Origin of the sequence: Lacrimispora sanguinis, from assembly GCF_044987295.1 — a bacterium.
Taxonomy (GTDB): domain Bacteria; phylum Bacillota; class Clostridia; order Lachnospirales; family Lachnospiraceae; genus Lacrimispora; species Lacrimispora celerecrescens_B.
In genome coordinates this window covers 90347-115921 of record NZ_CP173277.1, presented here as the reverse complement: position 1 = coordinate 115921, position 25575 = coordinate 90347, and the positions used below count along the sequence as shown (strand labels likewise).

The following is a 25575-nucleotide window of genomic DNA, read 5'->3' as shown; positions in this document are numbered from 1 at the left end:
TACACTTCAATTTAACATTATACCATACTCGTCCCGTAAATTCCAGCATTATTTACGATTAAATCAGGTTTTTCCTGAAAACTCCTGCATGCGCCTCACGATGTAGGGGTCGAGGGGCCTGATCTCCATCTGCGGCCTTGAAATATAATACCCCTGGAACAGAGAAACCCCGCATTTCATAAGGAATTCCAGCTCTTCCGGCGTTTCTACTCCCTCGGCAAGAACTGTTATGTTGTTTTGCTTTGCAAAATCCAAAAGGTTCCTTAAAATGATCTGACGGTTCTGGTCTTCGTGGATCCGTTTTACCAGGTTGATATCCACCTTAATGATATCCGGCCTCATACGCAGAAGAATGGCTTCGCTGTTATATCCTGTCCCGAAATCATCAACAGCCACCTGCCCCTTCCACCGCCTCGCCATGTCGATCTTGCGATGCATGAAATCATGGCTTACCGGTTCACCTTCTGTCATTTCAATAACAATCCGGTGAAGCAGTTCTCCGTAGGTTTCTTCCAGCTCCATCTGCTCTTCTTCCGTTAAGCATACGCTTGCAATGGAATTGATAAACAGCTTCTCGTCCGTTCCCAGCTGCCCGGCCATAGCCTCCGTCATAACAGCCTTAAGTCCTGAAAACCAGGTGAGAGCCTCCATCTGGGAAAGCTTTGCCTGCGCTCTTGCCAGATTTAACACTTCACTGATTCCTTTCATATTAGCAAATTTCGGACGCATCAGCAACTCATATCCGTAAATCGTACCTTCCCTCGTTGCAATTGGCTGAAATGCAAAACGAACCTCTTTTTTGTCCAGCATCCGGTTAAGTTCTTCACTGCCGGCAAGCATGTAGGAATTATGGGTATATTCGTTTAAATCAAACTCCTTTACCACACCTTTTACACTGTGCTTCACCATATACATGGCAAAATCCGCATAACTGAACAAGGTCTCAAAATCTGCCGCATCATCCGGATACCAGGACAGCCCTCCCGAAACACGGATGGGAAACTGGTATCCCCCTCCCGTATTCAGTGAGAATTTTTGAATATGCTTCATGAATTCCCGGATTTTCTCTCTGACTTCTTCCTTTTCGTCAGCTTCCATAAAGGTAACAAATTCATCTCCGGAATATCTGGCTACGATCCCTCCCTTTTCCGAGAATATCTTTAAGCAGTTGGCAAAGAGAACAATGTACCGGTCTCCTTCATCATGCCCATATGTATCGTTAATATATTTTAAATTATCCAGATCCCACATGATCAGTGCAGAGACGTTCTTTTTCTGCTTCTTCATCGCAGCCGCAACCTGTTCCCGGAATGCCCTTCGGTTGTAAATTTCCGTCAGAAGGTCATAATTTCTCTCCCGCTCCAGCTTTTCCTTTTCCTCTACATCGGCAGTCACATCCGAACACACGCCAAGAATTGTCCCTTTCTTTGATCCATCCAGAATAAATTCCACCCAGCGCGTCCCTTCCGGGCCCTCCAGGCACTGCAAAATACGGTCCCCTTTTATCTTAATTCCGGTAAAGGTCCTCTCCATGTATTTCTTGAATTTCGCTGTTTTTATGTAACAGTATGGCTCTTCTATGCTGCCCCAGTCCAGCATATGAAACAAAGAGCGGCTGCAAAATACACGATCAGCCTCTTCCTCGAATTCAAATACGCCGATCAGAATGTTGGCATGTTCCAGGATACTTGAAATCTTTGACGATGCTCTTTCCACATCCTGATTTAATTGTTCGATGGTTTCTGTCAGCTCATCGATTTCTCTGATATGTACCCGTTTAAGGGAAAGCCCTCTGCTCCCCGACTTTCCTCTTAATTCCACAATCAGTCTGCGGATAGGTTCCGTCACGATCTTTCCTATGACAAACGCCCCCAACAGGCTGAATACAAGGGGTACTGCCATGGAACCAAGAAGCATGCGCCGGATTGCATTATAAAAAGACAACAGATCCTTTTGGCGTGCGATACCGGCTAATACCCACTCTTCCTCCTCAAAGGGCCCGTTGTTTCCATAGACATCAAGACTTTTTATGCTGGCATACCATTTGGTTCCTTCCGAAGACGTGAGCTCACTGATGCTCTCTTCCTCATTGTCCTCATAATCAATCCTTTGGCTCTCGTTAAAATACTGATTGTATAAATAACCGGAATAAGCGACAGGAACAATGGTTTTTGTCTTCTTGTCCCGGATACCTAAAAGCCAGCATTCCTCAAAGTTTCCGCTTGTCTGATCTTCTCCCAGAATCTGTTCAAGCTGGTTTAAAGTAATTTCCAGTCCGCATACTCCCACAACGGTGCCGTCATTAAGAATGATTGGGATGGAATAGGTTATTACCTGCATATCCTTAGGACTTAAACGGAAAGGGGGACTTAAGTAAGCAAATTTCATGGCATCATCCTGGCCAGCCATATTCTGAACTGCCATAAGATAAGGCTTTTTATAGAAGCAAGCGGCTTTATTATTCTCATCTTCCTGAAAACCAAGTTCCCAGAAAGAATCCAGAGGAATGTCGTATTTCTCCGCTATGGATGGCAGCCCCCTTTCCATCAGCAAGGACGAATTATCCTTTAAATAGCCTCCTGAATTGGAATTTCGCATATAAAAGCCTGCTTTCACTTCAACCGGACTGTTCATGGCCGCTGGGCCGTTTAAGACCATAAAAACTCCCGTCGCATGGCTTAAATGGAGCATTTCTATGGATTTTTCCATAACCTTATCAACGATCTTCCGATTCAGTTCATAATCCGTAAAGATATCCTTTGACTTACGTCCCTCACTGTCCAGCACCTGCTGGATTCCGGCAGTTATGAATTCAGAATTATTAAACATAACGACCCAATGATGTAAGGTCTCCTTCTCAAGGCCCAGCTTTGTGCTTTCTGTATTTTCACTTAATATGTGGATTTCATTGTTCTTTAATTTGATGGAAACTCCGCCAAACAGTACCAGCCCTGCAATAACCGCAGCCTGCAAAACCAGCAGGATCAGCAATGGTCCCAGCAGCTGGGTGCGAATGGATTCACTTCTCTTGTTCTTCATAAATTACTCTCCAATAATCGCTTCCAACTGCTCCATTGTGTCCCTGTACCATTGATCAAAATTTTCTTCTGTCACAAATTCTGCAACTGCGCTTTCCCGTTTCACTCCCTGTTCCATAAGGCTGCATATTTTTTCGTAATCTTCTTTTGCCTTTAAAACCATTGCGGAATTCAGCACGTTTCTGGCGCGGTCGCCGCCTTCAAAAGGTTTAGAAGTGTAAAGACGGTATTGATTTGCCGTGTTGAGGCCGATCAGAAGGTTCTGTGATGCCCCGCTGTCCTCGCCGGCTTCCGTCAGGAAGGGTTTTAACAGCTCCTCATTACCGGCAGCCTTCTTTACCGGAAGGTAACCGGAGCCAATGGCAAACTTCATATTTTGTCCCACGCATGTAAACCATTTTAGGAATAGCGTTGCTGCATACTCTCTTTTTTCTTCAGATTTAAACACCATCATACCGGCCCCCTGCTGTACTGCACAAGGAACGGTTCCCTGAAAATTCGGAAGAGGGTAAAGCTTGCTTTCTATGGCATAATTGGTTCCATCCTCAAGGGTCACTGAGGTTGGAAAATAAGCGATACCACTGGTTGCCCCAACAAAGGCGACAAGCTGGCCTGTCTTTACATCATCGCTCCGGAATTTCCCGTAGGAGCCAAAATACCCATTTACATAGGGAACATAATAATTGTCCCACAGCTTCCGCATGGTCTGCTCATCAAAATCCAGGACGGTTTTTCCGTCTTTTACCTTAAAAATTTCATGGCCCAGCTGAAGGCTGCCGATAATCATATAATTAGCAAACGCATCCCGTCCAAAAAAAGCCTTTCCATCGTCCGGTTCTTCCGTTAAGCTGTCCGTCCATTTATAATAGGACTCAGCCACACGGGTGATCCCTTCCCAGGTGGAAAGAGCTTCTTCTGTCTCTCCTGTTGCCTCTGCAAACTTGTCCCAATCCGTCTTGTTCACAGTAAGAATCTCCGTAGATTTGGCGATAGGAAATACCTTAATCGCCCCTGTGCTGTCAAACTTGCCTTCTTCCATATAGGCATCCACATATTCCCCAATTTCGTCCGAAGTCAGATAACTGCTTAAATCTGCTGCCAGTCCCATCTGATCCACTTCATATACTTTATCCACATAAGCGGAAAAAACATCAGGCAGCGGATCGGATCCAATCTTCTTTTCAATGCTTTCATTGATCAGATTGCTCAGTTCGTCAATGCTTCCCTTGTTAAACGCCTTGACAATGATCCCTTTTTCTCTTCCTTCGTTTTCATTAAACTCCTGCACCAGACGGTCAAATTCTTCCTTCTGGACGCCGTTGTAATAATGCCAGATGGTAATGGTGACCGGATCTTTTTCCGATAATCCGTATGGATCTTTCTTTTCACATCCGGTAAGAAGGCTGATGAAAACAGCAGCCATAACCGGCAATACCCATCTTTTTTTCATACGCTCACCTACCCCATCACATGGTACTATGGTCGTATTGGATGGCCTCCTTTACCTGGAGGGCATGATCTTTATCTGTCAGAAGTCCCAGAAGTTCAATTCCCATGTCCAGCGCATAGCCAAGCCCTCTGGCGGTCGTTATATTCCCATCCGTAACAACTCCCTGTTTTGTATATAAGGCTCCCTTAAGCTCCGGTTCAAAGCCTGGATAGCAGGTTGCCTTTTTCCCTTCCAGGATACCAAGCTTTCCTAAAATACTTGGAGCTGCACAGATCGCCGCGATTCTCCGGTTCTCTTTATGGGCTTCCTTTAAAGAATTTAATAGTTCCTCGTGGGCACCTAAATTCCTGGTCCCCGGCATTCCACCGGGAAGAAACAGAACATCGGCATGTTTACAGTCTACTTCTGAAAACTCATAATCCGCCTGGATTTTTATCTGATGGGCACTTACCACATCCCGTTTCCCCGTAACAGAAACAAGGGTCACCTCCTGGCCACCCCTCTTTAAAATATCCACAACTGCCAATAACTCCACTTCCTCTGATCCATCAGCTAAAAACGCAAATACTTTACCCATTTTAATCCTCTCCTTTTAACGTATGAAAGGTACTGATTGCAGTGACCTTGATATAATCCACCTGATACCTTGTGTCCACATCTTCCCCGTCAATCATCTTTATCAAAGTATCGGCAGCTGTCTGGGATTGTCCCTCGTGATCGTTTAAAACAGTCCCGGTTATCTTACCCTCTTTTATATATTTTACTGTATCCTGAAGGGCGTCCACCCCTACCAGGTAAATATCCTTTCCAGGCACACGGCCTGCCTCTTCTACAGCTTCCAAAGCTCCATTCGCCATGGCATCATTGTTGCAGAAGATCACCTCTATCCTGCTTCCGTAGGTGTTTAGCACCTCCTGGGCAAGCTTCTTCCCTTGATCCTTGTTCCAGTCTCCATTGCCGGAAAACAGTTTATCCGTCTTCATTCCCCCTTCTTCCAGGGCTTTTATGGAATATTCCGTCCGGTAAAGGCTGTCCTCGTTGCCGTCCTCACCCATAATCATAGCATAAGACACTACCCCATCACCGTTTATATCCCCTTTATCAGGCATTTCCCGGATGATCTCACCCTGATAGGTTCCTGCCTGTCTGGAATCCGTTCCAACGCAGGAGACGGCCATGTGGTTGTCCTGCCACCGCTTCTGTTCCTCCTCGCTTGGCTCCCTGTTAATAAAAACCAAAGGGATCCCTGCCTGGCTGCAGGCATCTGCAAGCCCCACCGCAGCGGACACCTCCACTGGATTTACAATGATCCCGGCACACCCATCCGAAATAAACTGGCCGATCTGCCGATTCTGTTCTTCCTGATCTCCGCCGGCATTGCGCATGACCACCTCCGCATGGTAGGTTTCCTCCAGATATTGCTTTAGCTCCGAGCGATACAGCTTCATGAATGTATCGTCATACCGGTATATACTTACCCCAATCTTAGGGCCTGTCTCCTCACGGACCCCTTCCGTGCCTGCTTCTGATGCTGAACTTGCTTTGGTATTCTTCTCCTGCTCCTGCGGAGCGCAGCCATGAAGCAGAGAAGCAGCCCAAACAATCAGAAAAACCACAAAAATCCGTTTACTTAAACGTTTCATGTCCTGAATCTCCTGAATTCCACTGTTTTTCCCATATTACCACGTTTTTTCTTTTTTTGCCACTACCTTCTACTTTTTGTTCCCATGTGGTATAATGACGCAAGTGTCGATTATCTTGCCGCATTCGCCAAATACCGCTTTGCGGCGCATCAGTATAAAAAGCAGGAGGATTTTCCAATGGAAATAGAACGTAAATATCTCATATCCCACCCGCCGGCAGATTACACCGCCTACCCTTGCCACTTCATAGAACAGGGATATCTGTCCACCGAACCTGTTGTCCGGATCCGCAGGGAGGATGATTCCTTTTACCTTACCTACAAATCAAAGGGACTTTTGGAACGGGAGGAATACAACCTCCCCCTGACAAGAGAGTCTTATGAACATCTGATCAAAAAAGCGGATGGCCATATTCTTACAAAAAAGAGATATTTAATCCCCCTGGAAGGTTCCGATCATCTGACCATCGAACTGGATGTCTTTGATGGACGTTTTAAAGGGTTAATATTGGCCGAAGTGGAATTTCCGGAAAGAGAAGAAGCAGAAAGATTCAGCCCTCCTTCCTGGTTTGGAGAAGATGTAACGTTTTCAGGAGAATATCAAAACAGCAGGCTGAGCCAGTTTCTATAATAGCTTATGAATAAAACGAGCCGCAGGAGTCCAAGGATACCCCTTATACAGACTCTTACGGCTCACGTTTTCATTAAAATATCATTCAGAAAAGGAACCGGAACAAAGGCGGATTTCTCTTAAGAGTCCGCTGCCCCTGCTCCGATTCCTTTTTCTATAAACTTCTCAAAGGAATTACTTCTTTGCAATATACTTTCTGATGTCCAGAGCAATCGCTACTACGATAACGATTCCCTGTGCAATATACTGATAGTTGGTGTCAACACCCAGATACTGCAGACAGGTCTTCAAGATTTCAAATACCAGTACTCCGATTAATACACCGGATACTTTACCAATACCGCCGTTAACAGATACGCCGCCGATGGTACATGCTGCAATGGCTTCCAGCTCCCAGCCCATTCCCATGTTAACAGAGGAACCGCCGGACTTTGCGCCTACAAGGAAACCGCCAAGTGCATAAAGGGCTGCTGCTGTTACATAAATGATGATTTTCGTTTTCTTTGTATTAACACCGGAAACTTCTGCTGCCTGCTCGTTTCCGCCGATTGCGTACATATATTTGCCGTGAGGCGTTTTATTATATACAAACCAGATTACAAGCCCGATTGCAAGAGCAATTAAGAACAAGTAAGGGATTACTCCAAAAAGTCTGCCCTTTGCTACCTCTGTATACGCAGGGCGGTAGCCGCCGATGGGAGTCGCATTGGTATAAACAAGGCAGACACCGTAAACGATCAGCTGCATACCTAACGTTCCGATAAAAGCCGGAACCTGCAGAAAGGAAACAACCATACCATTGATCAGACCGAAAATCGCACAAACAGCGATACAGATTAACAGGACTGCGAATACCCACCAGATTCCAAAATCAGGAAGATTCGGGAAAAATTTTCCGCTATATCCTGGCTTCTGAAGCAAAGTACCTGCAATACAGGCGGATAGCCCTACCATACGTCCGGCGGAAAGGTCTGTACCTCTGGTAATCAGACATCCGGATACGCCGCAGGCAATGATAAAACGTGGCGCTACGTTCAGAGCAATGTTTTTTAAGTTGTCAAAGGAACCAAAGGACGGCTGCTTAATTGCAGTAAAGATTGCCAGCATGATAAGTACGACGATGATTCCATTATTAATAAGAAAGTCCTTTACATTAACTTTATTTGTTTGCATAGGTAAATCTTTCGCGTCAACCTTCTTCGATGTCATGATTTAACCTCCTGTGTGAAATTTTCTGTTACTTTATCGTTTAAATCAAATTTAGTGGCAAAAGCCATAATCTTCTCCTGAGTTGCTTCATCATCTTCCAGTTCTCCGGTAATATGGCCATTGCACATAACGATAATCCGGTTTGACATGCCAATCAGCTCCGGCATTTCGGAAGAAATCATGATAATCGATTTTCCCTGCTTTACCAGATCTATCATGATCTGATAAATCTCATATTTTGCACCAACGTCAATTCCTCTGGTGGGTTCATCCATGATCAGAATATCCGGGTTATTCGCCAGCCATCTGGCGATGATTACCTTTTGCTGGTTTCCTCCTGATAAAGATTGAATCAGGGTCCTGTCATTGGGTGTCTTAATACTCAGCTTTGCGATGCTATCCTTTACTACCTGCCCCACCTTTTTGCTGTTAATGGTTCCGGCTTTGGTATAATTCCGGTAAGAAGCAATAGCCGTGTTATCCGCAATGCTTAAGCATCCAATAATACCGGTTCCACGTCTGTCCTCCGTGATCATTCCCACGGAATCGTTTATGGCATCCTGAGGACGCTTGATCGTCACTTTTTTGCCCAGGATTTCAATTTCACCGCTTGCAATATGACGCATTCCAAAAATCGCTTCCATCAATTCTGTTCTCTGAGCACCAACCAGGCCTCCAAATCCCAGAATCTCACCTTTCTTTAATTCAAAAGAACAATCCCGGAAAGAGCGAGCGTGGATGCTGCTTACATGGCTTACTTTTAAAACAGTCTCATCTGTCCGATAATCTTCCTTGGGCGGATAGACGTTGCTTAATTCCCGACCGACCATCTGCTTTACGATTTCGTCATCCGAAATGTCCTTTACTTTCCAGGAGCCTACGTATGTACCATCGCGCATGATTGTGATGTCATCGGCAATCTGCCGGATCTCTGCCATCTTATGGCTGATATATATCATAGAAACACCGCGGGATTTTAATTCCCTGATAATTCGAAACAGCGCTTCCACTTCATTATCAGTCAGTGATGAGGTCGGTTCATCCAAAATTACCAGCCTTGCATTCTGGCTCACTGCCTTTGCAATTTCCACTGACTGCATTTGTCCGATTGATAGTGTCCCAAGTTTTGCCCTGGGATTAAAACTCATTTTTACATCTTTTAACCACTTCTCCGCTTCCTGGTTCATGGTCTTATGGTCAACGATCTTTAACGGACCTATTTTTATTAAAGGATACCTTCCAAGGTACATATTTTCCGCAATGGAACGCGCCGGAACCGGCTGCAGCTCCTGATGCACCATGGCAAGACCTTTGCCAAGGGCTTCATCGGGATTTGCGATGCTCACATCCTTCCCGTCAATAAGAACATTTCCTTCATCCATTTTATAAATGCCGAAAAGGCATTTCATAAGGGTCGATTTACCTGCTCCATTCTCACCCATTAAGGCGTGAACGGTACCGGGACGTACTTTTAAGTTGATTTTATCAAGCGCTTTAACACCAGGGAAGGATTTGCTGACCCCTATCATTTCCAGTCTGTATTCCTCTGCCATCCCGTTTCTCCTTTCCTATTTATTGCCCGTGTTCTTTGGGCATTAAGGTACACCTGTAAGGTGTTTCCTATTTATTGCCCATGTTTTCTGGGCATTAAGGTATACCTGTGACTTCGGATACCTTTAAAAATCGGGTGTGCCTTACCGACACACCCGTTTCTTTTACCGGCTGCTGGAAATTATTTTAATTTGTCAAGAATTTCCTGAGCATTATCCTTGGTAACCTTGATATAGTCTACCATGTTTACATTATCAACGGATTCACCCTTGATAAATTTAACAGCCATATCGCCTGCTGTACGAGCCTGTGAGAAGTGGTCATTGAATACGGTACCTGTCTGCTTGCCATCGATAACATTCTGAACAGCTTCTGTCAGAGCATCAACACCTACTAAATAGATGTCTTTGTTTACGGTACGTCCTGCTGCCTCGATTGCCTGAAGAGCACCAAGTGCCATAGCATCGTTGTTGCAGAAGATAACTTCAATCTGATCACCATACTGTGTTAAAGCATCCTGAGCGATCTGCTGAGCTTTTGCCTGATCCCAGTCACCACGCATCTTTAACAGTTCTTTTACCTGCATGCCTGAATCTGTAAGAGCCTTAACAGAGAATTCTGTTCTGTACTGAGCATCTACGTTCTCCGGGTCACCCTGGATCATAATATAAGAAACAACGCCGTCACCGTTAATATCGCCCTTGTTGGAAGTTTCAAAAATTTCTTCTCCCTGATAGGTACCGGACTGTCTAGCGTCACAACCTACATAAGTAGCGTTAATCTTGTCATCGCTCCATCTCTGCTCTTCCTGAGTATCTGGCTCACGGTTTATGTAAACAACCGGGATTCCTGCTGCCTTACACATATCTGTGATTTCAGGAGCAGAAGAAGCCTGCACAAGGTTTAAAATCAATACATCATATTTCTGGGTAATGAAGTTCTGGATCTGGTTGGTCTGTTCAGCCTGATCACCCTTACCATCCTGGATTACAACATTTTCTTTCTTAAAGCCTAAGTCCTCTGTCAGATAGCGCTGAAGCTCTGTACGGTAAAGAGTCATAAAGTTATCATCAAATTTGTAAATTGAGATACCGACTTTCTTGTCCGCTACATCTCCGCCAACAGCATCTTTCACTGCTTCTGCGGTGGTCTCTGCGCTTGTTTCCTCTTTCTTGGTCTCTGCTGCCGTAGTAGCCTCTGGTGCAGCCGTTGTTCCCTTGGAACCTGCTCCACATCCTGCCATGGAAAATACCATTGCGGAAGCAAGGCCTACTGCTAATGCTTTTTTGAGTAATCTCATGATAAATCCTCCCTTATCATTATATTGTTATCGATTGGTGTTTTTACCTTACCGACATGCACATTATAGCTTTCTTTTGTGCATTTTTCCATATAATTTTTTTGGGATATGTATCGATTTTTTTAGATTTCTCCTGTTTCCATCAAATAATTTCGATATTATTACTCACTATGCACAACAAATCCGCCCATTACTGGGCGGTCAGGGCTTTCTGCCTGCATTCATAATACTTATCACGGTCCAATTTTACAATTTCCTGTACATTTTGACCAAGAGACTCTGCGGCAGCGATTTTAAAAATAATTTTGGCATACTCCTGGCTGTCACATTGAACCGTTCCAAACAGTTTTCCCGTTCGAAGCCCCTCAAGCCCCTGAGGCGTGCCGTCAATTCCTACAATCTTAACCGGACTCAAGTTCCCTTTCCGTTCCAGAGCATCGGCCGCTCCCAAAGCCATGTCATCATTATTGCAGATTACCACTTCCACCTCATCCGGGTACTCCAAAAGCCACTGCTCCATCCAGGCGGATGCCTGGCTTCTATCCCAGTTGGCAATTCCTCCGGTGATCTTTTCCAGTGGCACTCCGCCATCCTTTAGGGTTTGAATGGACCATTCTGTACGGATTAAGGAGTCCTGATGGCTGTTTTCTCCTTCCAAAAGCACATAGCTGACCTTTCCGTCTCCGTTTAGGTCAAGGGAAGACGGATCTTTTTTATAGGCATCTACCAGAATGTTTCCCTGCAAAATTGCAGACTCTTTTGCATTTTCTCCCACATAATAAAGCTTTTCCCAGCGCCGCATATCCTCTTCCACTGGTTCCCGGTTAAAGAACACCACCGGCAGGCTGGCATCCATGGCTCTGCTGATGATGTTGGAAGCCACGGAACGGTCTACAATATTCACGCAGATGGCATCATAGCCCAGGGAAATAAAGCGGTCTACCTGACTGTTCTGGGTATTCTGGTTCCCCTTGGCATCCACAATTTCCATGACCACCTTAATACCTGTTTCCTTTTCATACTCCTTAGCCTGCTCCTCAATATTTCCCCTGAGGGTATTGATAAAGGAATCATCCCCCCGGTACAAGGTCACTCCAATGCGTATAGACTTTTTTTCTTCCTTGCCGCCTTCTCTCCGACTCTGATAAAACACTCCCCAAAGTGTCAGCAGCAGGATGACCACCACTGCCAGAATACCATATCGTTTCTTCATATTCTATTCCCCCATCTCAATCAATTGGATACAAAATCCTTTCAAATTTGCTTTCCCGCAGATTGGCTTTCCGAATATAATAAGAATCCAAAATAATCTGTGTTCTTTGAAGTCCCCCATGAACCGCTTCCACTGCCTTTTGGATGCTCATATAACCGGCATCAAACTGGTCGCTTACAACCAGTCCTTTAATGATTTCATTATCCAGTTCCTTTAAAAGTTTGGTTGTGCTGCCGATCCCGTAAAGGCCTTCAATGACATTGCCGTAAACCGGACTCCCAGAAATGATATCCGCGGTCTCATCAAGGCTCCTGACATCGATAGCCGCAACAACCGCTTTTTTGCTGCCGGGATAAACCATGCCCTCAATGGCCTCCCGAAAGGTACCTTCTGCCTTCTTCTCATAGAGATTCATGGAAAATCCGGCTTCTGAAAGAGCGGATACAAGTCCGTCATATGACTCCCGGTTATACCCAAACTCAAGCCCTTCTGTAAATATCCATACAGGAATATCCGGGGAGTTCTCTGCAGCAATCGCCTGTCCAAGCATTCTTCCCTCTTCTTCATAATCCGGGGATATGCCGCTTCCTACCTGGTCATTGGGAGGCAAGCTTCCCAGCATAACAGCCGGACTGTTTAGAACCATGTCATCAAGCCTTTTTACACATTCCACCGACTTGACGGGAATCAGGACCACTGCTGATGCGCCGTCGCCTATTTCCCTTTGAACCAGTTCTATCTGCTGATTGGCATCCCCCTTCTCATAGAGTGTAATAAAGCTGACATCTACGTTGTACTCCACAGCCGCCTTATCAGCACCCTTTCTGAAATTTACGTAATAATCATCGGAAGTATCACCGATAATGACGGAAACCGGATAAATTTCTGTTTTCTTCTCCTTGATGATTAAATCAGTGGAGGATAAAAGAAACAGGATCACAAGCACTCCCGCCAGCAGTGTCCACAATAACTTTTCCTGTTTTGTCATGATTTGCTTTCCTCTTCACCGCCCATTTTTTCTTCGGGTGCAATGGCCGTGCCATAGGGAACCGCAGGAAGGCGGATGGTAATCACCGTTCCTTCGTCAGGCTCTGACTCAATGGTCAGGCCGTACTTTTCCCCAAAATACAGCTTGATCCTCTCATTGACATTTTTTACACCAATTCCTGAACCCTTTTTGGAAGTGACTTGGACCTGATCGGAAAATAAGCCCGCCACCTGATCTTCGGTCATTCCCAGGCCATTGTCCTTCACCATAAAGCATAAGTCTTCTTCATCTTTCCAGACCTTTAGAATAATTTCTCCATCCCCGTCCATGAACTCCATTCCATGATAAATGGCATTTTCCACAAGCGGCTGCAAAACCAGCTTTAAACTTGAAAGCTCCATGCATTCCTCGGACGCATCAATCTCATAGGAGAATTTATTCTTAAAACGCATGTGCTGGATCATCAGATAATTGCGCACGTGCTCCAATTCATCCCTGACCGTGATAATGCTCTTCCCTTTGCTTAAGCTGATCCGGAAAAAACGAGCCAGTGCCGTTACTGCTTTGACAGCCTCTGCTTTTTGTTCGTTTTCAATCATCCAGACAATGATGTCAAGGGTATTATAAAGGAAATGAGGATTGATCTGCGACTGCAAGGTATCAAATTCCTGTTTTCTCTTGGCCTCATGCTCCGCTACGATGTCATCCATAAGGACCCGGATCTGCTTTGCCATATTTTTAATGGAATTTCCCAGATGCTGGATTTCATAGGACCCTCCAATGGAAATTGGCGCCTGCAAATTTCCCTCTTCCAGGATTCCTACTGACTTTTCCAGCTCCTGGATGGGGTTGGTAATACGGGTTGAGATATAGGAGTTAATCAGGGCAAGGATGAACAGGATTAAGGTTATGAGGAACACGATAAAAAGCCTGGTCTTTATGGAATTTAAGGAAACCACATTTTTAGGTGTGACTCCAATGATCTTCCAACCCGTATAACCAATGGATTTAACCGTAATGTTCCGGGTCTCCCCCTGAAATTCCTCCCGGTGGTTACCATCCTTATAGCCGGCTGCAACAAGATTGTTCTCCTGCATCCGGCCGGAGTCGATGAGCTGGATCTTTGGATGGTACAGGATCTGCCCGTCATTGCTGATTAAATATACGTAGCCGCCCTTTCCTGTTGTCACCCCGTCAAAAAGATGTTCCAGGCTGGAATAGCTTAAATCCACTAAAAGCACGCCCTGGGTGGTAGAGGTTCCCTCCGTCAGCTCCACGGCCCTTGATAAAGATATCACCCACCGGTACTGGTTTTCATTGCTGTCAAAAATATACTGGACATGGGGATAAGAAAAATGTTGGTTTTCTGTCTTTTCCAAAGCATTTAAAAACCAATTTTCCCTGGTCACGTCAAGGCCGCTTTTAAGCCTTGCGGCAGGAACCGCTTCCACCATGGTTCCTGATTGGGAAAAGAGAGCGATGTTGTCCACATTATCCTTGTTGTTATCATATAAGAGCGTGATCTCGTTATTAATGGATTCCGAAGATAGATCGGCATTTTTTACGGCTCCGTAATACAGGGAATCCGACAGCTTCATGACTGTAAGCAAATAAGATTCCACAGACCTGGCCACCTGATGAATCAGGCTCTGGTTTTCCTCCTGCACCATTTCCCCCACCTGGGTGGAAAGGCGCTGGTATAAGGAAAACGTAATCAAAAGACTGGCTGCCAAAGCAGTCACAGTAAAATATACAAAAATTGTATAACGAATGCTGATATTCTTTCTTTCCATTACCTGGCTCCGCGGAATTTAGTCGGTGATACTCCGAATTTTTTCTTGAATACGTAGCTGAAATAGTTTTGTTCCTGATATCCTACCTTCGCTGCTACCACATAGGTCTTATCATCGGTTTTGTTAAGCAGTTCTACCGCCTTATTCAGACGGACATCGGTTAAGTAGGCGATATAAGCCTGTCCGGTTTCTTTTTTAAACATGGTGGAAAAATAGGCCGGGCTCATATGAAGGTGGCGGCAAATCATTTCCACAGACAAATCGGGATTCTGGTAGTGGTCCATAATATACTGCTTTGCTTCCTGGATTACCTGGCGCGTAGTCATATCACGCTCCTGGTTAATGAACTGGTTCATTTTCCCTGCAATTTTAAAAAGCCACTGGCCAAATTCCTCTTTCTTTTTTATCTTATCAAAGATTTCCATGTCCTTAAGTTCCCCGCCCATAATATCTTCAAGGGCTAAGTCATACTGCTGCATCATCTGGAGGACGCTGTTTAATACGCCGAACATATAGACCTGCTGCTGGCGGTAATGGACTTTTGCGTATTCCATCTTTTCGATAATCCTGGTTACCGCTGCTTCGATCTTTTCGCCGGGGCCGAATTTTATGGCTGAGATTAAGTCTGCCTCTGTTACACTGTCAAATTCCAGCTTTCCTACTCCCACAGGCTCCATATCATTGATGTAAATGGTAGTCCCTCTTCCGGCTATGGCTTTATAGCCCAGGGCATCAATGGAAGATTGGTAGGCTTCCCGGAAACCGGACAGTTCCCGGAAGCTTTTGCCGATGCCCATGGTAACCGGAACCTCCAGGATCCTCTTTGTTTCCTTACAGATATCTCCCAGAACATCGATTAAACCTGTGGTGGAGTTATCATCGTCAAGAGCAACGATCACCACCATTTCTGCCTCTGAAACGGACTGAAAAAGTGAAAACCGGCAATATCCCTCTAATTTTTCCCTGACAATCTGCATGACGGATATGGGGATCAGTTCCTCCTCATTGTGAAGGGACAGGGTTTCCCTGACCTCCCCTTTTTCCACGTCAATGGCAACGATGATCCATTTTCTCGCCCCCATAACAGGTACGCCATACTCCCTAAGCTTCTGTTCCACCAGCTCTTCCGGAAGATTTTTGTGCACCAGATCATTGAAAAACTGCTCCCTGATGATTGGAAGGCTTTTCCGGTAATTTTCCCGAAGGCGGCTTAAATTCCTTTTTTCTTCTATTTCCTGATCCAGATTAGCCTTGATCCTTTTTAGTATGGAAGTCAGTTCTTCTACGTTGACTGGTTTTAAAATGTACTCTGTTACATTCAGTTTGATTGCTCTTTGGGCATATTCAAAATCATCATAGCCGGAAAAGATCACCACCTTCATGGAAGGGTACCGCTGCCGTACCTTTTCTGCAAGTGCCAAGCCGTCCATGTATGGCATACGGATATCCGTTAATACCACATCAGGTTCCAGAATCTCGATCTTTTCCATGGCATCTTCCCCGTTTTCCGCATCACCTACCACCCGGAACCCGGCTGCCTGCCATTCTATTTTTTTTATAATGCTTTTACGTACTTCTTCTTCGTCATCTACTAAAATTATGCTGTATAAGTCCATGCTGTTCTTCCCCTCTGAAAATCTTGGCGGGTATACCTTAAACCCAAATTATTGGCAATAACCAGGTTATTGCTGTTATTGCTGTTATATCTGATAAAGAAGGGCATTGACGATTGCCGCTGCCACATTGCTTCCGCCTTTTCTTCCCCTTGCCACAATATAGGGGATGTCAGGAAGGGACATGATCATTTCTTTTGACTGGACCACATTGACAAAACCTACCGGAACGCCGATGATCAGCTTGGGATGGATTTTTTCTTCTTTGATTAATTCATAAAGGCGCACTAAGGCTGTGGGGGCATTTCCTACTGCAAAAATACAGTCCTCGGAAAGTCCTGCCGCTTTATCCATGCTGGCGCAGGCCCGGGTGGTATGGTTGAGCTTTGCATACTCTGCTACATCCTCATCCGCCATAAAGCAGCTGACGCTGCAGGCATTGCGTTTTAGGGCACCCTTGTTAATGCCGGCCATTCCCATGTTTGTATCTGTAATGATATGTGCGCCTTCTTTTAGCGCCCTGATTCCTTTTGATACGGCGTGGGGAGAAAATACCAGATTATCTGCATAGTCAAAATCAGCGGTGGTATGAATCACCCGTTTGATGACCAATTCACATTCCGGATCAAGGACTTTTTCTCCAAGCTCCTTGGTGATCAGTTCAAAACTTCTTTTTTCTATTTCCTCGGGGAGTACCCGGTCTAGTTCTTTTAGCTCCATTTGTTCCTCCTCATTGGTCCGCAGTGGAGCTGGCAAAACCTGTGGTTTTGCCAGCTCACGGGCGTTCGCCCTTTGAAATAGGCCATGAGAAGATTTTCTTATGTGCAAGCACAACGAAAATCTTCTCCTGTCCTATTTCACACTGCTCATTGCTTTCGTGAACATTATCTCATAGATCCCTTCCATGTCAAGGCTGGCTCTTAATTGGGCGGCCAGACGGTCATATTGCTCTTCTTTATATTCCTGGTAGTTAAAACCGCCATTAAGATCCAGAGTAATGCCCTTCTTTTTTGCAAGAGCTTCTACAATGGTCATTGCAATCCCTTCCTTATCAAAGAATCCATGGATATAGGTACCATATACATTTCCCCTCTGGCAGCCGTCCATTTTCGCTAAATGGGAGCCGGACTGGCATTCCATGATATAGGTAAGGGGCGGTACGGATCTGGTGGTTTCTCCCATGTGGATTTCATAGCCTTCCACATCCAAACCTGACAGATCCTCAAATATCCCTCCTACGCTCGTGCAGGATCCTGCCACTCTTGTTCTGGTCTTTTCCTTTCCAAATACGGTGCGGACCGGCAGAAGTCCCATGCCTCGTACCGGCAGGACCGCCCCATCCGTTTCCATCTGGAAGGGATCGGATATGCTTTCTCCAAGCATTTGAAAGCCGCCGCATATGCCAAATACCGGAACGTCTTTGGCCTGAAGCTTAAGGATTGCAGCCTCCAGGCCGTTCTCCCTCATCCAGAGCAGATCCTGGACGGTACTTTTACTGCCAGGCAGTATAACGAAGTCCGGGTTCCCCAGATCAGAAACACGATCCACGTAGCGCAGGCTTACCCATGGTATCGTTGAAAAGACCTGAAAATCCGTAAAATTAGAGATTCTGGGCATTCGGATCACCACAATTTCCACTGCGGTCCGTTCCGTTCTAACCGTTCCAGCCAGATGATTACCAAGGCTGTCCTCTTCTTCTATGTCCACATCCATATATGGAACCACACCGGCAATTGGGATGGAAAGCTGTTTTTCAATCATTTCTAAGCCCGGGTCCAGAATCGTCTTGTCCCCGCGAAATTTATTGACAATCAGGCCTTTGATCAGGGCTTTTTCATCTGGTTCCAAAAGCATTACCGTTCCGTAAAGCTGTGCGAACACACCTCCCCGGTCGATATCTCCTACCAGAAGCACCGGCGCATCGGCCATCTTTGCCATTCCCATATTTACGATGTCATCCTGCTTTAAATTAATCTCCGCCGGGCTTCCGGCTCCTTCTATGACAATGATATCGTATTCCTCTGACAGCTTTTGGAATGCCCGTTTGACCTCCGGCACTAGATTCTTTTTGTATGCAAAATACTCCCTGGCAGACATATTTCCAATGGATATGCCGTTTACAATTACCTGGGACCCAATATCATTGGTGGGCTTTAATAGAATGGGATTCATGGCTGCCTCTGGCTTTACTCCTGCTGCTTCCGCCTGAACCGCCTGGGCCCTTCCCATTTCCAGTCCCTCCTCCGTAATATAGGAATTTAAGGCCATGTTCTGGGATTTAAAAGGGGCCACCCGATATCCATCCTGTTTAAAGATCCGGCATAAGCCGGCTGCAATTAAACTTTTCCCTGCATTGGACATGGTTCCCTGTATCATGATCGTCTTTGCCATTCGGTTACTTCCCTTCTGTCACTATGGATTTCAATATAGAAAGAAACTCTTCATTTTCCTTCCGCTGCTTTACACAGATCCGATAATAAGTATCGTCAAGTCCTTTGTAATTGGAACAGGAACGTATCAGGACTTTCCGCTCCAGTAGCTGTTTATACAGAAGTCTCTCTTGAGCAAAAGCCTCTGGCCTTAGATCCCGGAAGAAAATATAATTAGCCATGGAATCAAAAACATGAAAGCCAAGGGAAGAAAGGGCTGATTTTAAATGCTCCCTTTCAGAAGTGATCTCCTGCCTTGTTCTCTTTACGTATTCCGTCTCCAAAAGGGCTGCCTCTCCTGCCGCCTGGGCAAGGCTTGAAACGCTCCAGGGCTGGCGTATGAGGTTCATCTGATCCAAAACTTCTTTTCCTGTACATATCCCATAGCCCAGGCGCAGACCGGCCATGGCATACAGCTTTGTAAATGCCTTTAACAGAAAGACGTTCTCATAACCGCCGTCTCTTATGAGATCAAGGACTGAATATCTCTCAGGCTCCTGTAAAAATTCATTAAAACATTCATCTACCACGCAAAAAATCCCGTGTCTTCTGGAATATTCCAGAATTCTCTCCATCGCTTCCTTCTCTACGGCATATCCGGTGGGATTGTTGGGATTGCATAAAAACAGCATCTGAATATCAAGCTTGCTTTTTTTCAGCCAGTCGATCAGCTCCATTTCAGATAGCCGAAATCCGTTTTCCTCTTTTAAGCAATAGTGCACGATGCTGCAGGAAGAAGCCTTAAGAGCCTGTTCGTATTCTAAAAAAGAAGGGGCGATTAGCAGGGCTTTGTTCGGTTTTAATGCCTGTACGGCCTGAAAGATCAGATCTGCAGCTCCGTTTCCGCAGATGATATGCTCGGCCGAAACCCCGTGAAATCCTGCCAGTGCCTTCCGAAGGCTCATGGATTGGCTGTCAGGATAGCAGGAACAATTATCTGCTGCTTTATATAGAGCCTCTTTTACCCCTTGAGGAAGCCCCAGGGGATTTATGTTGGCTGAATAGTCTATTGTCACATTGTTGGTGTATATATCTCCGCCATGCTGATATTCCATATTATTTTTCTCCTGGTCAAATGTTTGAATGTGCTAAATAATGATAAGGAACAGCAGAAATACAGGGATCAGGGCTAACGCATAGGTAACCGTCATAAGGCAATTAGCTCTGGGAATATCCTCGTATTCCACCGGTCTCACCGGATCTCCAATGGTAGGCTTTTCATATAGCTTTCCAAAATAACAGGCATTTCCCGCCAGCTGAATCTGCAGCGCCCCAGCACAGACCGCCTCTGTCTGGGCTGAATTGGGACTTTTGTGATTAAATCGGTCCCTCTTAAATATATTTAAGCCGTTCCTGCCGCTGTATGGGTTTCCCTTTTTCCTGATTCCATATAATAGCTGGCACACATATCCTGCCCCTATCATCAGGGCTGCGGATATCCGGGCCGGTATGAAATTGCAGATATCATCAAGCCTGGCCGCAGCACGTCCGAACCAGAGATACCGTTCATTTTTATAGCCCACCATGGAATCCATGGTGTTTACCGCCTTATATAAAAACACTCCCACTCCTCCAAAAAGAGCCATGAAGAGCAGGGGAGCGATAATTCCATCCGAAGTGTTTTCCGCCACGGTTTCCACCGCAGCCTTTGTGATTCCTTCTTCCGACAATTCTTTCGTATCCCGGCCTACGATCATTGATACGGCATGCCTGGCGCCTTCCACATCCCCGTTTGAAAAGGCCTTATAGACCTTCATACTCTCTTCCCGCAGGGAACGCCATGCCATCATCTGGCCGCACATGATACTTTCTATAAGAAATCCCGCATAAGGGGAAAGGAAATAAGCTGTCCAGAGAATTGCCCCGGATGCTGCACCCGTGACCAAAAGCACAAGGAACACCAGCCAAAGTCCGGCTCTCCTTTCCCCTTTTTCTCCCTTGGGGAACATGTTTCTGAGCTTTTTCTCCAACCAGCTTATTAGGGATCCTATGCCGCAAACCGGATGCCAAAGCCAGCGGGGATCTCCAAAGCATAAATCCAGAAAGCATCCGGTAAACACCGCTGCTAAATGTAGTCTCATCATCGTTTTGTTTCCTGACCTTTTGTCTATTTAATCTGAGTTGCAATTCCGCATACCATACGGTAAACTTCCCTGGAAATCCGGGCTAGTCTTACGGAGGCCCTTCCTGACACTTCTCTCCATTCCCTGTCTGCCGGATCAAAGGGCACAATGCCGCAGCCCAGTTCATCGGAGGTAATAATAACATCGGGATTCTGACGCCAAACCGCCTCGAGAAAGGCATCAACGCTTTTCCCTTCTTTTAGAAGCCTTCTTATATACTCATGAAGACCGTGGATAATCGGGCGTGTCATGGCGGCTTCGAAGCTGTCCCTGCTGCCTTCTGCGATTTGATGCCCGGTAAAGTGGGTCGCGCTGTTCTCAAACAAGGGGGTAAAATGCGTTTTCCCGTCGTCTTTCTTCATTTTTCCGGCACTATTTGCCAGTTCCATGGCAAAGACCAGCTTTCCCTGCCATGCACCGCCTATAATTAATATCATAATTTCCTCTTTTCTTCTCATGCTTTGGGAAAAACTCGCCACGCTTTATAGTGATATTACATGAGAAATCACAGCCAGGCCGGCTACAAGGGCCAGTTCGCATATCTGTAGAAAATACCCTGCAAGATCTCCGGTAATGCCTCCAAATTCCCGCTTGGCCATAGTATAATAATACCAATAAATAAGAAGACAAACAACAAGAACCACTGCTACAATTGCCGCTCCTCCCAGATACCAGATTCCCCATACTGCCGCTGCTAAGTACAAAGCCATAACAACTGCCACTGCCCGCTTCTGGGCTGCCCCGGAAAAAGAGGCTGCCAGCCCGCTTTCCTTTGCCATGGGAAATGTAACCACGGACAGGCCGCTTAAGGCCCTGGTAACTACAAATGACAGGCAATAAACAGGTATTACAGCCGGACGCATTTCCAAAAAGACAGCCAGATAAAGAACCAGGTAAACACCGCAGCCGATGATAGCAAAAGCACCTGTATGGGGATCCTTTAATATCTCGAGCTTTTTCTTTCTGTCTCCGTATGACGATCTTGCATCGACCACATCCAGAAATCCATCCATATGTATGCCTCCCGTAACCAGGATGGGAATTACTATCGGAAGTATTTGCCCGAGATTACGGAATCCAAGAGCATTGCAGCCAAGATAGACAGCAAATTCCAGCAGGCCGATGACTGCTCCAATGAGAGGAAAAAAGCACATGGCATATTTCATCCGCTCCTTTGTCCACTCCAGTTGGGGCATTGGGATACGGGAATACATAGAAAACGCAATAACTAAGCTGCCAAAAAGATTCATATTCTTTCTCCTCATAATACTTAAGCCAGACTGTACACCCGGCACATAAAATTATCATATCACAGAATAAAAAAAAAGTCATTTCTATTCAAAAGTACTGTCTTTGTTTTCATAATAATCTCGCCGTTTTCATCATAAGCATACTGCATAGAAAAAAAGCGGATACTTCGCTACATGAAGTATCCGCTTTGCTGTCCCTTGTTGGGTGCCTATAATCTTTTGACTACTTTAATACTGGCCAAAAATCACCATTTGCTTCAATGAGTTCATCTAAAATTTTCTTAGCCACACCCGCTGAAGGTACCGTTTTGGACATAGTTAATGCTTGCCATAGTTTTTGGTAGGAACCTTCCATCCAGGCATCTACCACTAATTTTTCAACTGCAACCTGTTGTTCCATTAAACCTTTCTGGAAGGTCGGGATTGTTCCCATGGCTAATGGTTCCGGGCCGTTTTTACCAACCAGACAAGGTACTTCTACCATTGCGGTCGGGTCAAAGTTTGAGATTATACCATTGTTTGGAACAATCAACAGCATTCTCTCTTGGGTGTTAAATGCAATTGCACAAGCAAGATCTACGATAAAAGAGGCATGTGGTGATCCTGTTGCAAAAGAAATATCATGTGCGGAGTCTGCCTCGATTATTTGATGTGCTTTTGCAAATACATCTTTTTCACGTGTGGCTTGTACTTCATTGGTACGGGTGAAGTCTTTATTTTCATGGGCCACAATATCATCTTGATATAAGTAGTACTTTAGGTAAGTATTTGGTAAGGTTTCCGGATCTAAGGCAAATGTATCCTTTGCTTTTAGATAAGTATCTTTCCAGCTTTGAGCCCGGTGCTGGTAGTCTTCTGTTTCAGCTGCATAACCTTTTACTGCGACAAATTCTTTTAATTTTGGCATTAAATCATTTCCCGCTTTATCGGTTATACTTGTCCACCAACCAAAGTGGTTTAAACCATAATAACGAACGTTCATTTCTTTTCTAGACTTAAGACCAAGAATAGCTGCAAATATAGTCTCAATAGCAACTGGCATATCACAAATGTTAATAATCTTTGAGTTTGGCCGTAAACGTTGTGTTGCTTCAGCTACGATTGCTGCGGGGTTTGAGTAATTTAACATCCAAGCTTCCGGAGAGTATTTTTCCATGTAGTCTAATACCTCAATGACCCCTGCAATTGAGCGCATACCATAGGCAATTCCACCGGGTCCGCAAGTTTCTTGTCCCACAACATCATATTTCAATGGAATTTTTTCATCTTTTTCACGCATGTCATATAATCCCACACGTAATTGGGCCATGACAAAATCAATTCCTGTAAATGATTCCGCAGGGTCTGTGGAATAGCTAATCTTAACCTCCGGATAGTTGTCACGACAGTATATTTGCATTGCTTGAGCAATCGGTTCCTGACGCTGAGCCAAGTTATCATATAGTTTGATTTCTTCTAATGGGAAACGGTCTTGGTTTTCAAGTAACATTTGAATGATTCCCGGTGTATACGTTGAGCCACCTCCGGCGACAGTAACTACAAATTTTTTCATTTTTTCTCCTTAATCTTTCTCTTCTAACAATAATTCATGCTATTCCTTAATATGAATAATTTTCTCAAATTCTTCCCGCACTGTTGGGACTGTTAAGCCAACAATTACCTGATAAGAATGATCTTTTGCTACAAGTCCATAAGCTCCTTTTTCAGTAAAGTATTCCCTTGCTAATACCTTGCCAGGGTCTTTTACAGTAACACGAAGACGGGTGGCACAATTGGTTACATCTTCAATGTTCTCTTGCCCTCCTAATCCTTCAAGGTATGCTGCTGCCTGTTGGGCATGAATGGACAAACCGGATTCAACATTTGCCCCGGTAATTTGACCGGTTTTCTCACGATAATCCGCTTTCGTATATAGTTTCGTTTCTGCATCTCCGTCTTCCCGTCCAGGTGTTTTAAGGTTAAATTTTAAAATCAAGAAACGGAACAATACAAAATAGATACCTACAAACACAATACCGATTGCTATTTGAATCAAGTAACTTGCCCATTGGGTAGCACCAAGGGGAAGCCAGTTCAAGGTGGCATTTTGAATCAATCCCAAGGAGAAATCTCCTGTAATGCCAAACATAAATGTGATTGCTGCCATAGCAGCAGATAAAAACGCATGAACCACAAACAATAACGGTGCGACAAACAGGAAGGTAAATTCAAGTGGCTCGGTAATACCAGTAAACACAGCTGTAATTAAAACCGGCACCAAAATTGCTAAGATTTTCTTTCTACGTTCAGGTCTTGCTGTTGAGTAAAATGCTAAAGAAATACCAAATGGAGCAAACATTTTACCCATACCAGTAAGGGCAAAGCCACCTTCCGGGAAAAATGATCTTAAAGACCCAGTCATTGTCGCATATTCAGGTAAATGTTCTACCCAATATGCTTTGATTCCACCAGCCACAACTGCTGAATCGTATAAAAACGGCGCATAAATGAAATGATGTAAACCCAATGGAATCAACATTCTCTCAAGCATAGTATAAAGAAACACACCAAAGGTACCGGAACCAATTAAGAAAGTCTGCATATTACCAATTAAGGATTGTACTCGCGGCCAAATCAAACAAGCCAAAAGCGCAGCCGGAATCATCAAAAAGTAACCAACTAATACTACAAAAGGAGAACCTCTAAAGGTTTCAACATATTTTGGTAGTTCTTTGTCGAAAAGCTTATTGTGTAACCAAACAGAAATGCCGGAGATAATAAGTGCACCCACAATCCCCATATCAAGGGTACGAATACCGGCGATGGTAGCTAATCCAGATGTCCGGGCTACAGAATCAAAATCAACGCCAAACGATGGACCCCAGTACATCAACATAGTAGATACGAAATATATAAAGATGATATATATAACAAAAGCTTCAAGGACAGCACGTGCTTGTTGTTTTTTTGCCAATGCAACGGGAAGACCGATACAGAATAATAAAGGCATTTGCTTAAATACTGCATTGGCACCAACATTGATCACATCCATAACTTTAAAAAATGTGGTGTCTGTGTTAGCAATTTCACCAACAACAAGAGGATTTTTCAATAATGCAGTTAGACCTACGATAATACCGAATACTGCAAAAAATAATACTGGGGTGAACATAGCACCACCAAATCTTTGAATAGATTGTTGAATTTTTTGTTTCTTCAAAACGGTACTCCTTCTCTCTTTTGGTTTTTTCATTTTGTTTGTTAATAGTGTATCTTGCCTATGTAGGTTGTATCATAAACGTTTTCCTATATTAACACAATAGGATTTCCTCATTAAGGTCCTATTCACAGACAATAAAAAAAATC

General features: G+C 44.7%; 20 protein-coding genes. 1 reads left to right on the top strand and 19 read right to left on the bottom strand.

The window, feature by feature from the left end:
- Positions 1 to 63: 63 nt before the first annotated feature.
- The 4 genes from ACHZES_RS00515 to ACHZES_RS00500 are packed head-to-tail and all read right to left on the bottom strand — an operon-like array spanning position 64 to position 6131.
- Positions 64 to 3039: an EAL domain-containing protein gene (locus tag ACHZES_RS00515; protein WP_395547334.1), complete on the bottom strand. Its 2976-nt coding sequence runs from the start codon at positions 3037 to 3039 to the stop codon at positions 64 to 66.
- A gap of 3 nt (positions 3040 to 3042) precedes the next feature.
- The gene (locus ACHZES_RS00510; RefSeq protein ID WP_395547335.1) at positions 3043 to 4488 is read right to left on the bottom strand and encodes an extracellular solute-binding protein; all 1446 of its coding nucleotides are present in this window, start codon (positions 4486 to 4488) and stop codon (positions 3043 to 3045) included.
- A gap of 16 nt (positions 4489 to 4504) precedes the next feature.
- Positions 4505 to 5065 (bottom strand): DJ-1 family glyoxalase III, encoded by a 561-nt coding sequence (locus tag ACHZES_RS00505; protein ID WP_395547336.1) that lies wholly within the window; start codon positions 5063 to 5065, stop codon positions 4505 to 4507.
- A 1-nt stretch (position 5066) separates the two neighbouring features.
- Positions 5067 to 6131, bottom strand: a complete 1065-nt coding sequence (locus tag ACHZES_RS00500) for a galactose ABC transporter substrate-binding protein (RefSeq protein WP_395547337.1) — start codon at positions 6129 to 6131, stop codon at positions 5067 to 5069.
- A gap of 177 nt (positions 6132 to 6308) precedes the next feature.
- Between ACHZES_RS00500 and ACHZES_RS00495 the strand changes: the two genes are divergently transcribed.
- The gene (locus ACHZES_RS00495; protein ID WP_395547338.1) at positions 6309 to 6761 is read left to right on the top strand and encodes a CYTH domain-containing protein; all 453 of its coding nucleotides are present in this window, start codon (positions 6309 to 6311) and stop codon (positions 6759 to 6761) included.
- 174 nt (positions 6762 to 6935) lie between these two features.
- On the opposite strand, the gene ACHZES_RS00490 is transcribed toward ACHZES_RS00495, so the two are convergent.
- The 15 genes from ACHZES_RS00490 to ACHZES_RS00420 form a co-directional block, all read right to left on the bottom strand.
- Positions 6936 to 7934 (bottom strand): ABC transporter permease subunit, encoded by a 999-nt coding sequence (locus ACHZES_RS00490; protein WP_038280882.1) that lies wholly within the window; start codon positions 7932 to 7934, stop codon positions 6936 to 6938.
- A 32-nt stretch (positions 7935 to 7966) separates the two neighbouring features.
- A complete protein-coding gene (locus ACHZES_RS00485) occupies positions 7967 to 9523 on the bottom strand; it encodes a sugar ABC transporter ATP-binding protein (protein ID WP_038280746.1) in 1557 nt (518 codons plus the stop codon).
- Positions 9524 to 9702: 179 nt separating this feature from the next.
- Positions 9703 to 10821 (bottom strand): galactose ABC transporter substrate-binding protein, encoded by a 1119-nt coding sequence (locus ACHZES_RS00480; RefSeq protein ID WP_038280745.1) that lies wholly within the window; start codon positions 10819 to 10821, stop codon positions 9703 to 9705.
- Positions 10822 to 11011: 190 nt separating this feature from the next.
- Entirely contained in the window at positions 11012 to 12034 is a 1023-nt protein-coding gene (locus tag ACHZES_RS00475) for a galactose ABC transporter substrate-binding protein (RefSeq protein ID WP_395547339.1), read from the bottom strand.
- A gap of 16 nt (positions 12035 to 12050) precedes the next feature.
- On the bottom strand, positions 12051 to 13022 hold the full coding sequence (locus tag ACHZES_RS00470) for a substrate-binding domain-containing protein (RefSeq protein WP_038280741.1): 972 nt from the start codon (positions 13020 to 13022) through the stop codon (positions 12051 to 12053).
- Positions 13019 to 14815 (bottom strand): sensor histidine kinase, encoded by a 1797-nt coding sequence (locus tag ACHZES_RS00465; RefSeq protein ID WP_154520875.1) that lies wholly within the window; start codon positions 14813 to 14815, stop codon positions 13019 to 13021. The genes ACHZES_RS00470 and ACHZES_RS00465 overlap by 4 nt, the downstream gene beginning before the upstream one ends.
- Positions 14815 to 16431 (bottom strand): response regulator, encoded by a 1617-nt coding sequence (locus tag ACHZES_RS00460; RefSeq protein ID WP_154520876.1) that lies wholly within the window; start codon positions 16429 to 16431, stop codon positions 14815 to 14817. Before ACHZES_RS00460 ends, ACHZES_RS00465 begins: the two co-directional genes overlap by 1 nt.
- A gap of 84 nt (positions 16432 to 16515) precedes the next feature.
- On the bottom strand, positions 16516 to 17148 hold the full coding sequence (locus ACHZES_RS00455; protein ID WP_395547340.1) for a precorrin-8X methylmutase: 633 nt from the start codon (positions 17146 to 17148) through the stop codon (positions 16516 to 16518).
- A 132-nt stretch (positions 17149 to 17280) separates the two neighbouring features.
- Entirely contained in the window at positions 17281 to 18819 is a 1539-nt protein-coding gene (locus ACHZES_RS00450; protein ID WP_395547342.1) for a cobyric acid synthase, read from the bottom strand.
- 4 nt (positions 18820 to 18823) lie between these two features.
- Entirely contained in the window at positions 18824 to 19912 is a 1089-nt protein-coding gene (locus ACHZES_RS00445; RefSeq protein ID WP_395547343.1) for a pyridoxal phosphate-dependent aminotransferase, read from the bottom strand.
- 33 nt (positions 19913 to 19945) lie between these two features.
- Positions 19946 to 20941 (bottom strand): adenosylcobinamide-phosphate synthase CbiB, encoded by a 996-nt coding sequence (cbiB, locus tag ACHZES_RS00440; protein ID WP_395547344.1) that lies wholly within the window; start codon positions 20939 to 20941, stop codon positions 19946 to 19948.
- Between the two features lie 23 nt (positions 20942 to 20964).
- On the bottom strand, positions 20965 to 21417 hold the full coding sequence (locus tag ACHZES_RS00435) for a bifunctional adenosylcobinamide kinase/adenosylcobinamide-phosphate guanylyltransferase (RefSeq protein ID WP_038280731.1): 453 nt from the start codon (positions 21415 to 21417) through the stop codon (positions 20965 to 20967).
- Between the two features lie 45 nt (positions 21418 to 21462).
- A complete protein-coding gene (locus ACHZES_RS00430; protein WP_038280729.1) occupies positions 21463 to 22230 on the bottom strand; it encodes an adenosylcobinamide-GDP ribazoletransferase in 768 nt (255 codons plus the stop codon).
- A 223-nt stretch (positions 22231 to 22453) separates the two neighbouring features.
- The gene (locus ACHZES_RS00425; protein WP_038280726.1) at positions 22454 to 23782 is read right to left on the bottom strand and encodes a 6-phospho-alpha-glucosidase; all 1329 of its coding nucleotides are present in this window, start codon (positions 23780 to 23782) and stop codon (positions 22454 to 22456) included.
- 39 nt (positions 23783 to 23821) lie between these two features.
- Positions 23822 to 25429, bottom strand: a complete 1608-nt coding sequence (locus tag ACHZES_RS00420; protein WP_330372903.1) for an alpha-glucoside-specific PTS transporter subunit IIBC — start codon at positions 25427 to 25429, stop codon at positions 23822 to 23824.
- Between the last annotated feature and the right edge of the window lie 146 nt (positions 25430 to 25575).